Annotated in this window: 10 protein-coding genes, 1 tRNA gene, 1 other RNA gene and 1 riboswitch; of the genes, 1 reads left to right on the top strand and 11 read right to left on the bottom strand. The window is 29.1% G+C overall.

The window, feature by feature from the left end:
- Positions 1-48: 48 nt before the first annotated feature.
- The 10 genes from NMG77_RS01055 to rpoB form a co-directional block, all read right to left on the bottom strand.
- Positions 49-1,653, bottom strand: coding sequence for an ABC transporter permease (locus NMG77_RS01055; protein WP_255045953.1), 1,605 nt, complete (start codon positions 1,651-1,653; stop codon positions 49-51).
- Complete coding sequence (locus tag NMG77_RS01050) at positions 1,640-2,389, bottom strand: ATP-binding cassette domain-containing protein (RefSeq protein WP_255034853.1); 750 nt, start codon at positions 2,387-2,389, stop codon at positions 1,640-1,642. The genes NMG77_RS01055 and NMG77_RS01050 overlap by 14 nt, the downstream gene beginning before the upstream one ends.
- A complete protein-coding gene (gene cypl / locus NMG77_RS01045; RefSeq protein WP_255045952.1) occupies positions 2,389-3,480 on the bottom strand; it encodes an ABC transporter thiamine pyrophosphate-binding lipoprotein p37/Cypl in 1,092 nt (363 codons plus the stop codon). Before cypl ends, NMG77_RS01050 begins: the two co-directional genes overlap by 1 nt.
- Positions 3,481-3,520: 40 nt before the next feature.
- Positions 3,521-3,626, bottom strand: a riboswitch (TPP riboswitch).
- Between the two features lie 63 nt (positions 3,627-3,689).
- An RNA gene (gene rnpB / locus NMG77_RS01040) (RNase P RNA component class B) lies at positions 3,690-4,036 on the bottom strand.
- A gap of 71 nt (positions 4,037-4,107) precedes the next feature.
- A tRNA-Trp gene (locus NMG77_RS01035) sits at positions 4,108-4,181 on the bottom strand.
- 38 nt (positions 4,182-4,219) lie between these two features.
- Positions 4,220-5,713: a hypothetical protein gene (locus NMG77_RS01030; protein WP_255034851.1), complete on the bottom strand. Its 1,494-nt coding sequence runs from the start codon at positions 5,711-5,713 to the stop codon at positions 4,220-4,222.
- A gap of 70 nt (positions 5,714-5,783) precedes the next feature.
- Positions 5,784-9,296 (bottom strand): P116 family lipid acquisition surface protein, encoded by a 3,513-nt coding sequence (locus NMG77_RS01025; RefSeq protein WP_255045951.1) that lies wholly within the window; start codon positions 9,294-9,296, stop codon positions 5,784-5,786.
- A 104-nt stretch (positions 9,297-9,400) separates the two neighbouring features.
- Positions 9,401-12,400 carry a P116 family lipid acquisition surface protein gene (locus NMG77_RS01020; RefSeq protein WP_255034849.1) on the bottom strand — a complete coding sequence of 1,000 codons (3,000 nt, stop codon included), beginning with the start codon at positions 12,398-12,400 and terminating at the stop codon, positions 9,401-9,403.
- 115 nt (positions 12,401-12,515) lie between these two features.
- Complete coding sequence (rpoC, locus tag NMG77_RS01015) at positions 12,516-16,433, bottom strand: DNA-directed RNA polymerase subunit beta' (RefSeq protein ID WP_255034848.1); 3,918 nt, start codon at positions 16,431-16,433, stop codon at positions 12,516-12,518.
- Positions 16,434-16,463: 30 nt separating this feature from the next.
- On the bottom strand, positions 16,464-20,627 hold the full coding sequence (gene rpoB, locus NMG77_RS01010; RefSeq protein WP_255045950.1) for a DNA-directed RNA polymerase subunit beta: 4,164 nt from the start codon (positions 20,625-20,627) through the stop codon (positions 16,464-16,466).
- Between the two features lie 137 nt (positions 20,628-20,764).
- Here rpoB and NMG77_RS01005 point away from each other — a divergent pair, with 137 nt between their 5' ends.
- Positions 20,765-21,580 (top strand): alpha/beta fold hydrolase, encoded by an 816-nt coding sequence (locus NMG77_RS01005; protein ID WP_255045949.1) that lies wholly within the window; start codon positions 20,765-20,767, stop codon positions 21,578-21,580.
- 155 nt (positions 21,581-21,735) lie between these two features.
- On the opposite strand, the gene NMG77_RS01000 is transcribed toward NMG77_RS01005, so the two are convergent.
- Entirely contained in the window at positions 21,736-22,317 is a 582-nt protein-coding gene (locus NMG77_RS01000; protein ID WP_255034845.1) for a DJ-1/PfpI family protein, read from the bottom strand.
- Positions 22,318-22,326 lie beyond the last annotated feature (9 nt).

Below are 22,326 nucleotides of genomic sequence, written 5' to 3'. Positions count from 1 at the left end.
TCTGAACTTCGATAGTTCTTTATTTTCTTTGTCGTTCATTTTTATTACCTACTTAGTATAAAAAAATATATTTTTTTTATACCTAATAGCAATCGATAATAGATCAATTATCTGGAAATAGAACATTATACTCAATACATAGGTACCTAAATTCTCAATATTACTTCGATAAATGTAGATATCTATCAATTGACCTATTACTGAAGTACCATAAGCTCCTAGAGTGATTAATAACCTTAGGATTGACTCAAATTCAAGTAAATATACTGTAACTAGATCTTTTCTAATAGACGGTAGAATATACAATCTTATGATTTCATAATTTGTATATAACTTAGTTTTCATGCTTGTTACTAATGATCAGTTTAATGAGTTTATTAATACATATACTTTCTTAGTTATTGATGTTGAAATATAAAGCGATCCGACCACAACTATTGTTGAAACTCCTGAGTTGAACAACGGATTGAATAATCTAAAAATAATGATAATAGGGATTGTTCTGATAACTAAAAAGAATCCCTTGAAAAATATTGATACATATTTATTTACAAGATTAGAACATAGTGTTGCGAATAATAAACTAAATACAAAAACTATACATAAAATTAGGATTGATTGAAGTGTTAATTCTATTATGATTAAAAACGGATTTTCACTAAAAGTTTTTGTTGCAAAAAAACTTGTATTAAAATTAAATAAACGTTCAAAAAAGTCGGTAAAAATTGATAAATTATTAACTTTTAGTCTTATTGAAAACAACGAATATAAACTGAATCCAATGATGATTAAAAAGAATAAATAAATAATGATTTTTTTAATCATTAATAGCTTATTTAAATTCTTTTCTTTTGAATAAGATTTTCTAGCTATAAAGTAGTTTTCAAATAAATATAAAATTCCTTCATTCATCAATAAAAAAGTCATTAAAACAATTAATGGAATTAATGTAGATGAAAAGTTATTATCGATTGATATCGGATCATTAATTAACTGTCCAAAACCAATTAAACCTACTGCTGATAAAATTGTTGTTCATCGAAAATTAGATTCTAATGAATATGCAAATAAAACTAGAATCTTTGATTTGATATCAATGTAGATATTATTAAAAAATGAACTGATTTTGTTTTGTGAACGATCTACAAATTTTTGGAATTGTGCAATATTACTATTTTCAATGTAATCAGCAATATATTTAGCACCTCACAACATAGAAAATCAAGCAATAATAATTATTGCTGATAAATTCGAATTAAATGAGGTGTTAAATAGATTAATAAAAATAACAACAGGGAATGATCTAAAAAAGATGATCACTAATTTAATTACCCATGCTGTTATATTGTTTGTTATTTTGAGTGCGGATAAATATCCAACAAAGCAACCTAAACTAAAACCAATCAACGTTCCTGCTGTTGTGTATTTTATTGTAGTTCATAAATATTCAAAGGATTTTTTTAATAACGCAGATTTGTTGATTTCAGATTGGTTAAATAGACTTGCAAAATTCGTTTTAAAAACTTCTCATCCATTAACATTAATATTAACGTTTATAATGACAACAGAAATTATGCATAAAATTAAAAAAAGTGCAAAAAGTACGGTAAATTTGTTAATTTTTAATAATCTTAAAAAATTATTCTGTGTCATATTTTCTTTTTATTTCTTCGATATTTAAGTCGTCAGAATTGCTAATCAAATTGGCTGTTTTGTTTTGAATAATTAATATCTTATGAGCGAATTTTTTTACTATCTCAAGATCGTGAATGGATATAATTACAGGAGCATTAAATTCTTTAGATAAGGCAATAATTTCTTTGATAACAATTTCAGAATTTAAATAATCTAATCCCGTGGTTGGCTCATCGATAATCAATAACTTTGGTTTTTGAAAAAATATCTTAGCAATCTCGACTCTTTGTTTCTGTCCTCCTGACAGGTCTTTAACTAATTTATTAATATGGTCTGATAGACCTAATTTCGCTAAAACTTGTTCTACTTTATTTAGTACAGATAATGGTGTAAAATTGAATATTTGGCATCATCATTTCTTTTTGATGTTTCTTGTAATATTTTCATAAACATAATCTTCTAATATCAAATTAGGGACTTGATCAAGGAAACCGAATGATCTTGATATTTTTCTGATTTTGTTTTTGTTTAAGGACAATAAATTCTGATCGTTAAAAATAATCTGACCATTAGAAACAAGTTTATTATTAGTAATGGAGTTTAATAGAGTTGTTTTACCAGCACCCGATTTACCAATTAACATCAAAACTTCCGAACCATATAATTCAAAATTGATATTATCAACGCTAAAATCTTTATATTTTTTATGTTTAATAGAAACGCCCGAAAATTTTATGTAATTAGTTTTATCCATTAATTAACCTTAGCTTTGTCTTGGAATTGATATACTTCAGTATTTGCGTCATTAATAACTCTATAACCATTGTAACCAACAGTAGGTCCGTATGGATCTTCGTTATTCTTAGCAAGTTCAACAATACTTTCACTTAAAGCATTAATAATATCAGATGGCAATCTGTTGTTAAAAATTCCGATATCATACAATGCAGGGTCAGTGAAATATAAAATCTCTACTTTTTCTTCAGGCTTAGATACATCAAAAGTATAATAAGGCGTTGTTTTGTTTTTGTTTTGTGTTCAAGCAAATGAGTTCATATCATCAAATACTATATGAACTTCTTTGTTATTCCCAATTTCTCTACCTTTAACAGATTGATAATTTGGAATAGTTAGACTCTTATTATTAAAGTGTTTCTTTAATAAATTCATTGGGTAGATATACTTACCATTAGAAGACATTTTACCGCCGCCTATTCCGAACGCAGAGAACGCATCTCAGTTTTTTTCAGTTCAAGCTTTTTTAATTCCCATTAAGGTAGTTTCATCACCACCAATTAAAATCATTCCGCGATAAAAACTAATTAAATCATTAGCAGGTCCGTAGAAATATTCATATTTATTTCCATCCCACATCCTGTTTTGATCAGTTCAATCTTTATAAGCTATTTCATTGAATAAATCACTTGTTTTCTTAGCTTTATCACCTAAAGTGTTAGCTTCATAGAAATCTGGGCTGTTATCGTATTTAAATGCTCTTGTTAATGTTTGCAATTTAGGGACTGTTTGCACATCACTTTTTTTAATAGATGAAGACGAAACAAATGCTAAATCAGTTAAATTAGATTTAACGCGATCAACACTTGTATTACCGTCTGATGTAAGACTTGATACAACATTAACTTTTTTATTAGTTTTTTCTGTAACTTTGTCAGCTAATTTCTTTAAATAATTCGGTAAAACCGAATTAGAATCATGATCAATTTTTAAATCTAGTCTTAATGTTAATGCTTCATCTTTTTTAGAATCATAACAAGAAGCAACAAAACTAGAACAGAATAAAAATGAACTTATTACCAAAAACAACTTTGTGGTTGTTTTGAACATAAAAAAATCTCCTTTTTAAATCAAATTTAAATAAGGAGGCACTTGAGATTATATAACTCGCTACGCTGGTATTAACCAGATCAGCTATTAAGAGTATTTCTCAACTTCTTTTATCAAAGATAAAAGAGGTACCTCTGTTATTCTTAATTATTATAGCATCTATTAAATAAAAAATCCCACCAAATACTTGGTCGGATTGATTATTTTGCTGCGATAAGCCATGTTCTGTCGAGGTTGGTTATTTATCTAATAAAATAATGTATTTTATTCTTCTAAGTAATTCTGTTTCTTACTTATTAGTTCCCTTACCAAATTTAGGTTTCTCGCTTGAGGGGTTTACCGCGTTTCATATTGATTCTTTCGAAATCAACTCGTCTCTGTGGCACGTTATAAAACTTGTTACATATTGATAAACAACTTAGCAAAAGTTTCGCCGTCACACTAATTCTAATGTGCTAAATTTTATTTTTTATCTATTTACACAAACACTACAAGCATCACAGCTTGTGCGAGCATGGACTTTCCTCTGTTTATTAAACAGCAACCAACTGCAGCATTAAGATTATATAAAAAAATATCTCTTATTGCTTTAAAGAAAGCATAAAAGATATTTTAATTTTCGATTAATGGCAGGGGTGACAGGAATCGAACCCGCATCGAAGGTTTTGGAGACCCTAGTTCTACCATTGAACTACACCCCTAGCCATTTCATTTATTTTTAAATTAGTTGATATTTTAATTAATTAACAGTTGCTCTTTTAACAGAATTTTGGTTCTTGTTAATTGTTTGGTTAGATCCCGTGTTTTTTTTCTTAGCTTTATTGTTAGTTTTTGAAGAGCGACTTTCTACGACATCATCTGCTTCGATATTAAACAAATTATCAAAACTTAGAGTTGGTTGATCAGAACTGTAATCCATTGAACTTACTAAATCAAGTAAATCATTTTGTTTAGACATATCAATATCATCCTTGTCTTTCTTGATTTCTTGATCTTTTTTAGTCAATTTAATTTTATATGTAATTTGCTTATTCTTTTTAACGATTACAGGAGCTTTAGATTTGTTTTTGTTACTATTTTCTTTTTTAGTTTGTCCGATTTCGACAGGTCGGCGGTTATCTCTTCTTCGATTCTGTTGATTATCATCGGTTTGTTGGAATGTCACTAATTGTCTTGACTGAGGTTGTCTATTTGACATTTCTCGTTCGTCTTCAAACTCTCTTGTTGAATAGTTGATTGATGAAGTTAATAATAATGGTTGATCATTAGTTACATTAACTCTTTGTAATAACTCACGAAGTCTTCTGTTTTCTTTGCGCAGTTTTCTTCTCTCTTCGCGTAATTTAGTAATGGCTGTTTTAACTTCATTTATTAAAGAAGCTGAAAGCATTCCTGAATTTTCAACATAATTAACTAATTGACGAGAATTTTTGAAATTCGGAGCTGACTGCATCGGAATCAACGCCAATTCATTTTTCTTGCGATCAAGAATTTGTTTTTCTTGGTTAATTTTTTGAATTTCTTGATCTAAGTATTCTTTTTGAGTTTCTAATTGTCTTACCGTATCTTCGTAACCATTAACATCAATTAATAAATCACTAATTGATTCTTGGTATCACAAATTAAGATCTTTAATGTCAGAGTCATCAGAGTTTTGCAACACAATATGCGTTGATACCCCAATAATAATACCTACTAAAGGAATTCACCCAATTAAGAAATAAGAAACATAGGCTTTTTTAAATAAGATGAAATAATCCAAAGCTCGTTCAGTTAGTGATAACTTAATACGTTTATTATGCATCTTAATAAAGCCATACATAAACAACCCAGTAAGATAACTGATAATTCCGAAAGCTAATGATAAGAATAAGCTAATTGCAATATAGTTAGATTCAGAGTGTTTGAAGCTAAAATTATTCAGCCCAAAAAAGACCATAAATAAAACGAACGTAATAAGATAAACTACATTCACTCAGATACCAATGAAATTATATGACTTGGTTGATTGAACTAATTTATCAAAATAACGATTCTTAGTACGATTAATATCTAATGTTCTTAAATCTTGTTTATCGTAGTTAATATTCTTTTTGAATTTATGATTTTTATTGACATTATCGAAGCCAAATTCCTCATCTTCATCAAAAAAACTTTGTTCATCTGTTTGAAAGAATATATCAGAAGGATCTTGATCATCGAAATCAAATAAATCTGTTTGATACGGTGCCATTTATCTTATTAATTTGTAATCAATTGACTATTATTATAGTTTATCTTTTGTATTATAACTTATTAAAATTTTATTCACCTACACCGAATAATTCAATACTAAAAATTAAGTGACTAATTTCAGCTTTTAATTTAAATGTAGGAGCATTTGGATTGGTCATATCAAGAATCGGATATGGCACCATCACTCGGTAAGAAAATGAGGTCAAGAATGCTTCATAAGCAACATCAATGGGAACTTTTTTAGTAATTGCACCATAAGTAAAATTAGTTGATAAATTTAATTCGTTAGGTTTTGATATCGTACTTAACGAACGACTAGCTCGAACAATTCATTTTTTATCGACACCTTTTACTTCAATTAATGAATCTAATAATTTTAATGATTCATCATCGATTCTTGTTTCAAGAGTATCAGGATCGCGTAAAAGACCTTTTTTGTGTGATCGACGATTAGTGATTCTTAATACTTGTTCACGAATTCTACGTTTAATTTGTTCGCTTGATCTATCAAAATTATTAACAATCGACAAATTAGCATTATAAGTAAATAAAGCTACATGCTCATAAGGATTAGTTTCATCAAGAATTAGATTAGCTTTAATACCAGTATCACCTGGTAAAACAATTCTTGTTTTAGCTTTATATTTACGGTTAATTGATAAATTTAAAGTGTCTTGAACGGTATTAAAAATTGATTCATATACTTTTTTAGATATATCACTAAACGGTATTGACGGTCTGTTGTATTGATATTTAGGGAAATGTAGTTCTATTTTTTGATAAATATCCCTAAAATCATTTTCAAAATCAACATTGTATAACTGATAAGCTATCTGCGTTTCATTAGTGTTTGAAGGTAATACCTTAAAATAAGGTAGTACATCAACATTTTCACCATATCATTTTAAATAACCGACACCTTTAAAAGTGATAATTGAACTATTAGGATTATTATTGTTAGTTCCTGAAAAAATTTCATTAGCTAGATCTCTAATCGTTCTTCCATTATCTCTAATCCCGCTGATCACTTGGTTATTTCAAATATTATCAAAAACTTCTGAAAAGAAATTTTTAGCAGGATCACCAACCCATTTAAACGATAAAACACCAGCTGCTGATAAAAGATCTTTATATCCATCTTTAATTGCTTGTTGGAACGCCTTTTCTTTTAATTCAGCATATCTTTTATCATCAACTAGAAACTTCAAAAAATCAATAATTTTAATATTAGGTAGAAAATCAAATAACGCTGATAGCAAACCATAAGGGATATCAAATTCATTAATTTCAAATTTGAATCCAACGTCTAATTTCTTAACTTTTAGACTATTTTCTGTTTCTATTAATTCTAGGTTTTCTAAATTCTCAGGTTTGTAATAATTAAACTTAATTTTATTAATGTTTTGTTGTTCTAGAGAACGAGCAATTCAAGTGAATAAGTTGAGAATTTTTGCTTTCAGTTTTTCGCGAGATAATAACTCTGGATTTTTAAATAAAATTATATCTAAGGATGTTTTTAGGAATGTATCAATATTTTTGATATTTAAACCAAATGTATCTAAAATACCAAATAAAAAATCGAAATTGTTCGCTGAAAATAACGTAATTAATTCATCAAAATAGTTAGTAGATTGAGTTATTAATTTGATAAAAGTATCTCGTTTTTTTATGAATATGTATTTGAATAAAGGAGGGAAACTATTAGCAATCTGATTGTTTTGATCATTGTAATTATTAGCGCTAGCTTCATCACTCGTACCACCAAATTTACCATTAACAATATTTAATAATTGATCATAAATATCATTAAATAAATTCTTTGATTCAAAAACAATATTAACTAAATAAGTCTCAAATTTTGGTGTAGGAATTAAATTTCCAGCGTCATCACGGTAACCTAAAATTCTTTCAATAATATTGAAATATTTAATTTTAGTTGGATAGTTCGAAATCAGCTTTCTTAAAATAGGAATAGTTTCATAGAATCTTTGATAAAAGTCAAAAGCAGAATGAATATCTTTAGTTAAAGAATCAAAGATATTTTCATATGCTGAGATATCTAAGAAATAAGTATTAAGAATTAATTTAAAAGCATTTATATTGTCATATAAAACTTCATAAACATTCTTAGATCCCGGGATGGTAGTGTTTGAAGTTAATGCATCAACAATCAACTTCTCAATTGCATTTCTTTGATCAGCATAACTAATATTCAGCCCAGAAAAATGGAAACTAAATAAACGCGCAAAAGAAGCGGCCTTATCTGATAATAATTGATAAGCTTTTTTATTACTATCTTTATTATCAATTAATCATTGGATAATATCATGGATTAATTTAAAAGTTTCTAACTGACTAAAGTATTTATCTCTAAAATAAGATTTAAGATTTTTAGATAACTGACTTGGAGTCAGATCACGATTCAATAATTTATTTTTTCCAACTAAATCATTAGCAGCCTCGTATGGGTTCTTACCAGGAGCTGTTCTTGTTAATATAACGTTCATTGACGGAACATTATTATTAAATATGAAGTTAGCAAATTGATAGCTATTATTATTAATTTCTAATTTTAGGTTAGAAACATTTCAATTTAAATAGTAGTTATAAAACAAATCTTTAGTAACTACAGCATTAATATAACCATAACCAGGAGCTAAATTACCTGAATCAACCGTACCAATATAGTTAGGTTGAGTTAATGGATTAACATCATTAGATGAGCTTTGTGTTTGAAAACTCAATGATACTTCTGCGTTTCCATCAATTAGTTGTTCATATTTTTTATTAAAGTATCAAAAAACAAAAGTTCTTGCTTGATCTGATTGATTTCTAAAAGTAAATTGCCCATTAATATTAACATGTAGCGGGTTGTTATCAGACGATTTGGTGATATTAACTTTATTAATGCCAACAGGTGTAAAGAACGCAGAATTATTATCATAAGTTTTTCTTATGAAATAAGCAATATCTGAATATAATCAAGAGTAATTAAACTTAACTTGGTTGGTTAATAATTCAATTAATTTACCGTGAATCTGGTAAGATTCAATCGGTAAATTAACTGGGTTAGTTTTATTAGTAAGACTAACACCATTAACTTCTGAACGTTTATTAACTAGATATGAATTATAAAATTTAGGTAAACTATCATCAAATTTAAATTTTGGTTCAGTCGGTTTAAGTGTATCAATTGTGTTATCTTTTCTTTTAATGTTACTAGATTCTTGATTTTTTTTATCAACTTGTTTTAAGATAGCAAACGACAACAGTGGCCCTGCTATCCCAAAACCAATTAAACTTACACCAATTGTTAAAAACTTTGATCTTTTTTTTAATATTCTTGGATCAGTAACTAATTTAACTTTAGGTTTTTTTGTTTTTTTAACTAAAGATAACGATTTATTTTTTTTATCTTCTTGTTTTGATTTAGAATCTTCCAACAATAATTGAGGTTTTTTATTTTTATTATCAAATCTATCTAAAACTGATATTTCTTCTGATAATAAGTCGTCTAAATCTATCCCTTTTACAGGAATTAATTCGGTTTTGTTTTTCTTATTTTTATTTGGTCGATTCATTTTATTGTAATTATTGTTTAGATAAAAAAATAATTAGTTTTAATAACTAATTATAATTTGTTTTGCTATTTATCGCAATAATATGATATTGATTTTACTTGGCTTTAAGCACCAATTTTAAACAATGTATTTTCTCAATGTTTAGAAACTTTATTAACAAACACCACATTGTTATTGTCAAGATCGTCAGCTACATTGTATGGAGCAATTAAATCATAAGATAAAATTCTTTGTTCAATACCAATCTTTAAGTTTAATGGAATTGTCACAGGGAATAATATCACAGTAAGATTAAAATTCAAACCTAATGAAGCTTTCAATTCTCCCGTACTGAAAGGTTTGATCGATTTAATTAAGTATCGATTTTGAATACCAATCGGATGAATTAAGTTATTAAATTTATTAGATAATTGTTGATCAATGATAATGTTGTTATTGTCTGTTGTATTTCAATTAGCTGTAGCATCTTGTTTAGAAATCTCTAAACCAGGTTTTGTAGTTTGGTCACGAATTAACAACTTAGGATCATAAGCATTTTTAACTATCTTATTCGTTTCAATTGATTGATCAAGATAAATCTTGTTACTAAAATCTAATACTAAATTATCGATAATTCTTATAGGTTGATGATTTAAAGTTTCTTTAAGTGAATTGAAGAATGATCGAGTAACAGCAAATAATTTCTTTGATAAATTTTGGTATTGAATTACTTGATTAGAATTCTCGTAATTATCTTTAATTAATTGCGAATTATTAACTAGGTTGGCTAAATTAATTTCTTTAGTAATACCTAGTAATTGATAATTGAATAACGTCTTACCATTATTTTGTTCGTAATAAGGTAAAACTTGGATATTATTACCTTTGATAGAAATATCAATCGATCCATTAAGATTGATAAAATCACCTTCATCATCAAAATTTAACTTACCGAATAAAAGTTCGGTAACTAATTGTTTTATATTAGTTTTAGCAAGTTGATCTTTAAGGGTATTGATATTTCGAACAACCTCATTCTTAAGGTTTTGATTACCATAAATAGCAACTCCTAATCCACTAGCTTTTTTAGCTTCTTCAACAGCTTTATCTGCTGCGTCATTGATTGCTGCTTGAGTAACATAGCGATCAATGAAACTTTGGAATGTTGCTGATGTTGGAATTAAGTTTATAATCTTTTTAATTGTTGAATTTTTAATTGCTAAATTATTAAAATTCAACGAATAACCATAACTTAAGTTCGCAATCTTTAATTCATCAAAAGTTGAAATGAATTCAATTCTATTAGTTTGGTTGTTATTAAGCGGAATAAAAGTAATCTTACTTAAATTTTCTGGACTTATCAATTCAATTAGATCACTTAAAATCGAAACGACATTTTCTAATCCTTTTTGATCTTTTAATGAATCATTATTAAATACAAAGTTATCAAATAAAAATTTAGTTGCTGGATTATTTATATCAATCTTGATATTAAAAAAGTTTAGAATCGCAAAAATAACTTGAAAATCGTTATTAAAAAAGTTTATTAAAATATCGTTGAAAGATTTTGTATTATTATCCATTAATAATGAATATATTGCTTGTTTACTTAAATCAAAAGCTTCTTTTAACCTAATGTCTAAACTTGAAGAAAAACTATTATAAGCAAAATCTAAAATTACGTTAAAGACAACTGGATCTTTTATAATCGAATCGATAAAATAAGGTTTTGGACTTTTTAAAATTTTTGATAATAAATCTAAGTATGGCGCAAAGGGGCTATCTTCTTTGATTAATTCTTTAATTGTTGGTAAGAAATCGATAATTTTATCTCTTAATTCGTTCTCAGCGCGCTTAGGATTGGTTTCAGTAATTGAATTAAAAAAGTTATCAATCAAACTTCTATACGGAGTGATATTAACTAAATTAGATTCTGATAAGAAATTAATAATACGATCTTTATAATCAAGAACGATTCGGAATAAGGTTTTTGATTTATTGTTTGCTGAAGAAGAAGTTAATAAATCATAAATCAACGATTTAAGAATTTTAACTTTGTCATTCTTTAGTGTTTGTTCTAGAGTATAAATTAATACTTCACTAATAGTACTTGCATTATCAACAATAAATTTGGAAACATTAAATGGTTCTGAACGATTTTGGATCATTCACTTACTTATGTGATAGATATATCCTGCATATTGTTTAGCTAAATTGAATTGATCTTCATAATTTCTTCTTAATGAATCTTTTAAAATACTTTCATTAAGACTAGCATTAAGCTTCTTATTTTCACCAACAAAATTTTTAATAGCATCATATTCAGTATATCCGCGTTTGATATTTCTTAGATTAACATTTAATGATGGATTGTTTTTATTAAACACTAAGTTATCTAGGCTTCAATTTTCGGTATAGCTACCATCGATTGATCTTAATGTGAAATAAACGCGATCCATCGATCAATTAAGTCGGTTGTTATCATCTAAAAAAACTGTTGCTTTTTTTAAGAAAGAAGGGTTTTTATCTGTATAAACTAAAAGCTCAAGTGTTGTTTTTGAATTAATACTGAATTTTCTGTTATTAATTCAAACTTCTCTTTGTTTTTCTGAATCGTTCTTAATGTAATAAGAAGCACTAATTGATACTGATAAGTATTCTGAACTACCAGCAGTTTTAACTAACAATAAATTTTTATAAACACTAAATTTTTTGTCATTTCGATTGAATAAATCAATAAAATAGCTTGAAACATCGGCCTCAATGATCTTTTTATTTGACCTATTTACTTTTCGAGCAGCTAGACTATCTAATTCAGGTTGAATACTATGACTAGCTAAATACAGATCAGTATTATGAGCTAATTCACTTTTGTTAATTAAATTCAAAGCAGATTCATTAGTTTCAACTGCCTTATAGCTTGCTTCTTGAGTTATCTTATCGTCGATTGTACCATTTGTTTGAATCGAAGTGATTGGTTGATCTGGACTTATTTCTTCGCTTTGATCTTTGTTTTTTGCTTGAGTATGTTTTTGATAAAGAGTGATCCCTGCACCTAGAGCGACTGAACCAATTAAAGACATACTAAGTCCAAAAGAGACGATCAGCTTTGCTTTTTTGTTCATTAATAAAACCTTGAAATACAGATATTAATAAATATGATTATAGCACTTGTTTTGTAATTCGAAATTAAAACAAAAACCCATAAATATATTAATATTTATGGATTTGTAATGTTTTCTAATATTCTTTTTTAAGAGCTTCTTCTCCAGCTTTAATAATCTCTTCAGACGACATAAAGCCTGTACCAGCTGGAATTAAGTTACCTAAAATAACATTTTCTTTAAGACCTAGTAAATAGTCAATTTGACTCTTAACAGCTGCGTCTGTCAAGATTTTCTTAGTATCTTGGAATGAAGCTGCTGATAAGAATGAACCTGTTTTAGAAGGCGCTTCATCTAAACCGAACACTTGATTAATCGCAACAGGAGGACGTTTGTTAGCAATTAACATGTTACTAACTTCTTTTCTAAAGTGGTTGATATCAACAGTTTGACCAACAAAGTAATTAGAATCTCCGACATCAATTACTTGCAATTTATTTGTTAATTGTCTAATAGTTACTTCGATGTATTTATCAGCAATTTCAATACCTTGTAAACGGTATACTTTTTGAACTTCTTCTAAAAAGTATTGTCTCACCGCTTCAATACCTGAAACTCTTAATAGATGTTTAATATCAATTGATCCTTCAGTTAGTTTCATTCCAGGATATACTTCTTGATTTTGTTCTACACGGATCACTGCGTCAAACGGAACGCGGTATTCTTCGTCTTCAAGTTTTGTTTTAACGCGAATGATTCTTGAAGATTCGTCAGAAGTTATTGATTCTACTACACCTTCATTTTCAGCAATAATTGCTAATTCCCATTCTTTAGGAGATACAACATCAAAGATTTGTTTTAATCTTTCAAAACCTTGAGTAATGTTACCTTCATTCGCAGTACCACCGGTATGGAACGTTCTCATTGTTAATTGAGTACCAGGTTCACCGATTGATTGAGCTGCTATTACCCCAATAGCTGTACCTACTTGAACTAAATCATTAGTTGTCAAGTCGTTACCGAAACATTTTTGACATAATCCTTTTATTGATTGACAATAAATAGGAGAACGAATTAATGCTTTTGTAACATTTGCTTTAGCGATTTTTTCAGCAATTTCACTAGTAATTAAACAATCAGCACCTACTAACATTTCGTTAGTTTTTTCATCATAAATAGGGTCGATTGTGTAACGAGTAACTATTCTTTCAGCTAATGTTTCAACAATACCACCATCAAGTGAATTATAGATTGATGATACAGTAATACCTTTATCAGTGTTACAGTCAGAATCATTAATAATAACTTCTTGAGCAGCATCAACTAACTTACGAGTCATATAACCTGATTTAGATGTTTTCATCGCAATATCGGTCATACCTTTTCTCGCACCATATGATGAGTTGAAGTATTCATTAATTGTTAAACCTTCTATAAACGAGTGTTTAATCGGAACTTCAATAGTATCACGAATTACTTGAGATTTAATCTTTTGGTCATAGTTATATGATTTAGACATCAGACCACGCATCCCGAACAATTGGGTGAAGTTTGAGATATTACCACGAGCTCCAGAGTCAGCGATAACTACAATTGAGTTATCTTTATATTCTGGTCTAGTAATAATCTTCTTAATATCATCTGATACATTATCCTTAACTTCAGATCATAGACGAATTACTCTTGTATATCTTTCATCATCGGTTAATAAACCTTTTTGATACATATGTTTTAAACGAGTGATTTCTTGATCAGCTTCTTTAATGTATTTTAGTTTATCGTCATATCTTGGAATATCAAATACTGAAATTGTTGTTGATGATAATGTTGAGTATTTGAAACCAAATTCCTTAATTTTATCAAGAATTTCAGGAACTTTTTCCAATTTGAAATTCTTATAAAGAATTTCAATAATCTTAGATACAGTCTTTTTGCCAAATGGTTTGTAAATCGGACGTTTAGCTAGTTTTTCCTTGAAATTTTCACCTGGTAAAACGATGTTTGATTCATCAATTTTAAGTAGATTATCACCATCATTTAAGAAAGGCATTTCTTCAGGCATGATTGAGTTCATAATTGCCTTACCAACTGTAGTAATTAAAATACCTTGTTTTTCAAATGGTTTTTTAGGCATGCATTTAGTTGACAAACCAATTAATGCATGGATTGAAGCTCTACCAGATTCGTAAGCTAAAACTACCTGATCATAGTTAGAGAAAATTAAACCTTCACCTTTTTGATCACGTTTTTCAGTTGTTAAGTAGTAATTACCTAACACCATATCTTGAGTAGGAGTAGCAACTGGTTTACCATCCTTAGGACCTAAGATATGTCAAGAAGCTAACATAATAGCTCTAGCTTCAGCTACAGCTTCTTTTGAAATTGGTACGTGAACAGCCATCTGGTCACCGTCAAAGTCAGCGTTAAAAGCAGTTGTTACTAATGGGTGTAGTCTAATCGCTTTACCATCAACAATCTTAGGTTCGAATGCTTGAATCCCTAATCTGTGTAATGTTGGAGCACGGTTAAGTAATACAGGTCTTTCTTTAATTACTTTTTCAACAATTTCCCAAATTCTTTCAGATTTTTGAGCAATCATTTGTTCAGCAATCTTAATGTTTGGCGCTATTGGTTTGATTTCTTGTCCGTCATCATTAAAACGGCGAATTAATTCGCGTATAATAAATGGTTTGAATAACTTTAAAATCATTGGAGCCGGAATCCCAACTTCATACATTTTAAGTTCTGGACCAATTACAATAACCGAACGACCTGAGTAGTCTACACGTTTACCTAATAGGTTTTGTCTGAATAAACCTTGTTTACCTTTTAAGCGATCAGTTAATGATTTTAATGGACGCTTATCTTTAGCAGTAATCGGTTTTTTTCTTGAAGAATTGTCGAATAAAGCATCAACAACTTCTTGTAACATTCTCTTTTCGTTATTAAGAATTACAGAAGGAGCTTTTAATTCAATAATCTTCTTTAGACGTTCATTACGAATAATAATTCTTCTATAAAAATTATTGATATCACTCGTAGTGAATCTAGCACCATCTAATTGAATGATCGGTCTTGTATCTGGGGGAGTAACCGGAATTACTTGCAAGATCATATTAGACGCTTTAATTCCAGATTCTTTTAATCATCTGATTGTTTCAAGACGTCTTAATGCTCTTTTTACTTTTTGATCTTCTTTTTCAGTTTTTAGATCTCTAGAATATGTTTTTAATTCATCATTAATAGCATCATATTCTTTTTGAAGATCTACACCTTCTAGTAATTCTAAGATCGCTTCAGCTCCGATTCCTAATCTAATCCCTGCGTGAGTTTCGATGAATTTAGCTACTTCATCAATTGAGAAAGGTAGGTGTGATTCTTTCAGTCTGTTGTAGTATTCAGAAGCTCTCTTGTATTCGAATCACAGTTTGTTGTCTTGGTCGTTTTCTTTTTGAGTTTTACCTTTTTGTAAATTCTCTTTTTCAAGTTCAGCTCTTTGTTTTTGTAATTTATCTTTAATTTCACGTAAAACTTTACGCAATTTAATTCTTGCAGACTTAGAACCTTTACCAGATAGATCGACAACTTCTTTAAATTTGAATACTGGATTTTTTGAGTTACCAGGATTTAAAACGATATAGTTTACAAAATAAACTACCTCTTCAACTTCTTTGTAAGATACATCTAAAACTAATGAAATTTTTGAAGGCGAAGGAAGTTCTTTAGTCATTCAAATGTGAGCAACTGGAACTGTTAGATCGATATGACCCATACGCTCTCTTCTTACAATCGCTTCAGTAATTTCTACTCCACACTTTTCACAAGTACGACCACGGTGTTTAATTTTCTTATACTTACCACAAGCACATTCGAAGTCTTTAACTGGACCAAAAATTGCTTCATCAAATAAACCGTCTGTTTCAGGTTTTAATGATTTATAGTTGATTGTTTCTGGCTTTTTAACTTCACCGTGTGATCAAGATCTCATCTCTTCAGCAGATGCGATTGAGATTTGTAACCCACGAATGCGTTTAGTTTTATTTTTTTTAGTCATTTTATCCATAAAAATTATCTTTGTTGTTTATTAGAAGTTATCGTCGTTGTCGTCATCTAAAGTGAATGATTCAAATTCAACTTCTTGTACTTTTGGTTCTATACTCTCATCAACAACTGAGATATTATTAATGTTTTCGATTGAGTCATCGTCGTATAACACATTCAATGTCATACCTAAACCTTGAAGTTCTTTAGTTAATAGTTTAAACGATTCTGGAACACCTGGTTCTGGAATACTTAAACCTTTAACAATTGCGTTGTATGTTAGGTTTCTACCTCTAACATCATCAGATTTAATTGTTAAAATTTCTCTTAAGTTATGAGCAGCACCATAGGCTTGCAATGCCCATACTTCCATTTCCCCAAATCTTTGACCACCGTTTTGTGATTTACCTCCAAGAGGTTGTTGGGTAATTTTTGAATAAGGACCTACTGCTCTTGCGTGAATCTTATCATCAACCATGTGGTCTAGTTTTAACATGTACATGATTCCGATAGAAATTGGTTTTTCAAACGGTTCACCAGTTCTTCCATCAATCAGTTTAAACTTACCTTCAGTTTTAATTGGATCGATTCCAGCTTCTGACATAATCGCTTTTAAATCGTCCATGTTAACACCTTCGAATACAGGTGTAGCGATCTTAAATGCTAAATCATCATAAGTTAGACCGATTTGTTTCAAAGCAATATCAATATCGATTGTCTTAACACGATCTTGAGCTTGTTTAGCATCACTAACACCAACCGATTCCATATGTTGTTTTAGGATTTTGATCAGTGTATCTGTCTTAGATTTTTCTAACCCAAAAATTTTGTGTAACTCATCAGCTAATTTAGTATCAAAACAAGCTTCAACTAAACGTTTTTTAGCTAATTCTCTAGCAGCATAACCTAAGTGTAATTCGAAAATTTGCCCAATGTTCATACGGCTAGGAACCCCTAATGGGTTTAGCAAGATATCAAGTGGAGTACCATCTTCTAAATGAGGCATGTCTTCTTGAGGAACAATCTTAGAAATAATCCCTTTGTTACCGTGACGACCAGCCACTTTATCACCGATTTGAATTTTACGTTTTTGAACTACATAAACTTTAACTAATTCTAAAACGTCATCATCTAATTCATCACCATTAGCAATACTAAAACGTTTGATACCAGCAACAATACCATCACCACCATTAGGAACTTTTAATGATGATTCGCGTACTTGTTTAACTTTATCACCTAAGATTGCTTGAATTAGTTTTTCTTCAGGGCTTGATTCAACTTGTCCTTTTGGAGAAGTTTTACCTACTAAGATGTCACCTTCTTTAACATCAGCACCAACCATGATGATACCTTCTTCATCTAGGTATCGTTTAGCTGATTCTGAAACGTTTGGAATATCTCTGGTAATTTCTTCATCACCATTCTTAGTTCTTAAACATTGAATCACGTATTCATCAATATTAATTGATGTATATACATCTTCTTTAAATAGACGGTCTGAAATAATTACAGCATCTTCGTAGTTATAACCACTTCATGTAGTAAATCCTACTAAAACGTTTTGACCTAATGCGATTTCACCATTCTTCATTGAAGGTCCATCAGCTAAAGCTTGATGAGCGCTTACTCTATCACCAACACTTACAATAGGTGATTGGTTGTAACAAGTATTCTTATTAGATTTAATAAACTTCAATAAGTTGTAGTTAGCTAACTTACCGTCATCTTCTTTAACAACGATTTTGTGAGCATCAACATAAGTAACAACACCTGGATTTTTAGCAGTAACTAACATTCCAGAGTCTTGAGCTATCTTATATTCTACACCAGTACCTACTAATGGAGAATAAGGTTTTAATAAAGGCGTTGCTTGACGTTGCATGTTCGCACCCATTAAAGCACGAGATGAGTCATCGTTTTCTAAGAATGGAATTAATGAAGCAGCAACTGATACTACTTGTTTAGGTGATACATCAATGTAATCAACTTGTTTAGGACTGTATAAATCTTGAGATGAACGATATCTAGCGATAATTTTATCGTTGTTAATTGATCCATCTTTATCAACATCCATATAAGAAGAAGCTTCAGCAATAATATATTCGTCTTCTCTTAGAGCTGTTAAATGTTCAACTTTGTCAGTAATCTTACCGTCTTCGACTTTTAGATAAGGAGTCATTAAGAACCCATTCTTATCAATAGTTGCATAGAACGCAAGCGACATAATCAACCCGATGTTCATACCTTCAGGCGTTTCAATCGGACAAATTCTACCGTAGTGTGAGTAGTGAACGTCACGGATATCTAGGTTAGGGTCTTCTCTTGAAATCCCACCAGGACCCATTGCTGAAATTCTTCTTTTATTTGTTAATTCTGATAACGGGTTTTGTTGATCTAAAAATTGCGTTAATTGGTGAGTATTAAAGAAATCTTTAATAACAATTTGGAATGGTTTAGGGTTAATTACTGATTTAACTGTTAATTCATTATTCTTTTCAGGAATAATTTCAGATCCATCTAAATCAGTTTCAGTAATCTTGTTATTACCATCAGCGATTTGAAGCTTATCCTTAATGTATTTTTCAATACGCATCATTCCTGTTTGAACTTTAGATTTCAACAATTCGTTGATTAATTTTAAACGTTTATTACCTAAGTGATCAATATCATCATATAAACCGATATTGTGAGGTAGGTTAATTATGTATGAAATGATCGAGATTAAATCAGCTAAAGTTAATGTTTCGATTGAATCATTAGAACCATCGATACCAATAATTTGAGTTGTTTCATCTCTTAAGTCGTTATTGATGTAAATTTCAACTTCTTCATAAGTATTTACATCTGTAAATCTAGTGTTTAATTCAGGATTTACAAAGTCAATTTCACGGATAATATTCAGACGTTTTTCTTTAGATAAGCGTTTGAACAAATCAATTTGTTCTTTAAGCATTAATGTTCCTTGCTTAATTACAACATTACCATCTAAATCACAGATATCCTGAGCAATTGTTCTTTGGTATAAACGTTCTGAAATTCTTAATTTACGAACGAACTTATGTCTACCAGCTGATGATAAATCGTAACGTTTCTTTTGGAAGAAATGTTGTAATAAGATAGATTGGTATGAAATTTCTTCTTTTTGTGAAACGTTATCAAGACTTCTAGTTGAAATTGATAGTTCTTGAATTACGTGTTTAGCAGCTTTTTCGCAAATTAATTTTCTTAAAACCACACCGATGTGAGTATCTAGTGATTCTAGTTTTGCAGGATTAGGATTTTTAGAATTAATTAATTCTTGTTTTTCTTGATTTAATTTGTATCAATCTAAAACTAGATTCTTTCATTTTTGATCGATTGGTAAAGATTTAACTTTTGCAATACGATCAGTTTCTACATCGCGAATTAATTGAGCAATATCTGGTTCATTTAAAATTTGTTTTTCATTATAAAACTCTGATTCTAATGATCTTAAGATATAGTCATTGTTTTTAAAGATTTCTTTAATCTTGATTTCACTTAAACCAAAAGCTTTAAGTAAAGTAGTGATCGAAAATACTTTAGCACTTTCACCACCAACATCTCTAACTACCGCTTGAACAAAGTCCTTGTTTTCAGCAATATAGAATAACATTAAAGTACCTTTAGAAGGGAATACTTCACAAATATAACCTTCTTGGTTACGTTTTCTTGAGTTAGATAACTTAACTTGAGATTTATTTAAAATGTAAGCACCTGGCGATCTAACTATTTGAGCTACAACGAATTTCTCAATCCCGTTGACAATAAAAGCGCCGTTTTCAGTCATTAACGGGATGTTAGAAAAGAAAATCCCTTCAGCATTTGACTTAGATGATTTTTTATTAATTTTTTTAACAGTTCCAGTTTGATGGTTGATTAAAGATAAATTTACATACAAACTAGCTTCGTATGTCTTAGATTCAGCGCTTGCTTCTTCTTTAGTTCTTTCTGGATCTAAAATTTTCATTCCATGGAATTCCACAGAATACTTTCCATTTGGCGATTTAATTGGAAAGTATGATCCAATGATTTCTTCTAATTCTTTTTCAAGGAATTGCTTATAAGCATTTACTTGAATCCCTGGTAAATTTGAAGGGGTATAGTTGTTATGAACTTTTGAATAGTTTCTTCTAACTACTCTAGGCGAATACTCAGTATTATGAAATGGTGAATTTTTTTTCACGAATTTACTCCGGATATAACGTTTAGATTAAAACAAAATAGTATAACTACATAGTATAACCTAAAAGCAATATAAAATAATAACATAAAATAAAATTTTTTGTAAAAATGTTTTTTTTGTGTTATATGTAAATCACAATGGAAAACAAAATTAATTTATCTAATATCGATAGTTTTGAACTAATCAGACCTGATGCTAAACATAAAATTGTTTTTTTGCATGGATTTGGTTCTAATTACAAAATAAAGAAAAAACTATGAGAGTATTATGATAATTGTAGTTTCTACGGCATTAATATGCCAGGTCATGGTAAAAGCAAAATCGAAAATCCATCACAACTAAGCATCGCTTATTTTAGTCAAATTATTAAGCGTTATTTCGAAAAGTATGATCTTAGAGACGTCATTCTGGTAGGTCACTCAATGGGTGGCGGTCTAAGTGCAATTATGAATTACTTGATTCCAGAAAGAATTAAGTTAAGCATTCTTGAAGCTCCAGCCAATGGATCTATTTTATCTAACATCGCAACAATTGCTAAACTATTACCTGAAAGTCCAGAACAGATGAAAGAACTTTATTACGCATTGTATTATGATGCTGATAAAGAATTTGATGGAAAAATCGATAAGGTTGCTGAAACAGAATATTATCAAGAAAGAAGATATTTTAAGACATTAGAACCTTTATTATCTATAGGTGTGTTAGAAGAAATGAGTAAACTTAGCGATATTGGATATCGCTCAGTTACTAAACCAATGATGGTAATCTTTGGTGAAGATGATAAGATCGTGATTCCTGGCGATTCTTACGAACACATTACAGCATTAAACAAAAATATTCAATTTGCTTTTATTAAAAAATCGGGTCATGTTCCATTTTATGAACATACTCAAGAGTTTTTAGATATAATGACTAAATTTATTAAAAGCGTCGATCCAACTTTTAATAAATAATGTTTTTAGATTAAAATATTTTTAATAAATAATAGCGACTAATTTAGCCGCTATTATTTATTTGATCTACAACTTTTCGTTAAAATAACTAAATTTATAAAAATCGATTTTTATTGAATAAATATTGTTATTTGTTCTTTTAAAAAAATAATTTCTTACTTTTGATAAGAAATCATTTTTGCTAAATCATCAGCTTCTTTTTTGCTTGATAATACTTTAATTGCTTCAATAGCAAAATCTATTGCATGACCAGTAGATCTAGCTGTTATAATGTTGCCAGAAAATAATACATTAGATTTATTGTCAAAGTTGCTTCCGATTATTTCTTTATGTTCTTCATTAGCTACAACTTTTTTATCTTCTAAAAGGTCTAGATTTTTAAGAATAACTGGTGATTGGTTAATTGCTAAAATAAATCTTTGTGTAGTTTGATCTTTTTCATTGAACTTACTAAGATAATGAATTAATTTTTGATCATCACCAAAACGTTTTGATCCTAACCCACCAGGTAGATAAATCGCATTATATTGCATTAAGTTTGATTTATCAATTGTTAATCCGCACTTAATCGAAGTTCCTTGAGCTAAAGTAACACTATTCTTTTTTTCAATTGAAATATAATCAACTATAAATTTAGCTCTTCTTCATAAATCAGTTGGAACAATTAGTTCTAAATCATCGACCTCAGTAGCTACAATGGCAGCTATTCTTATTTGTCGTTTAATATTTTTTTTCATTATTTATCG

Source organism: Mycoplasma bradburyae (assembly GCF_024339025.1).
GTDB lineage: Bacteria > Bacillota_I > Bacilli_A > Mycoplasmatales > Mycoplasmoidaceae > Mycoplasmoides > Mycoplasmoides bradburyae.
Note: the sequence above shows the minus strand (reverse complement) of the source record. Positions and strands in the feature narration are given on the sequence as shown.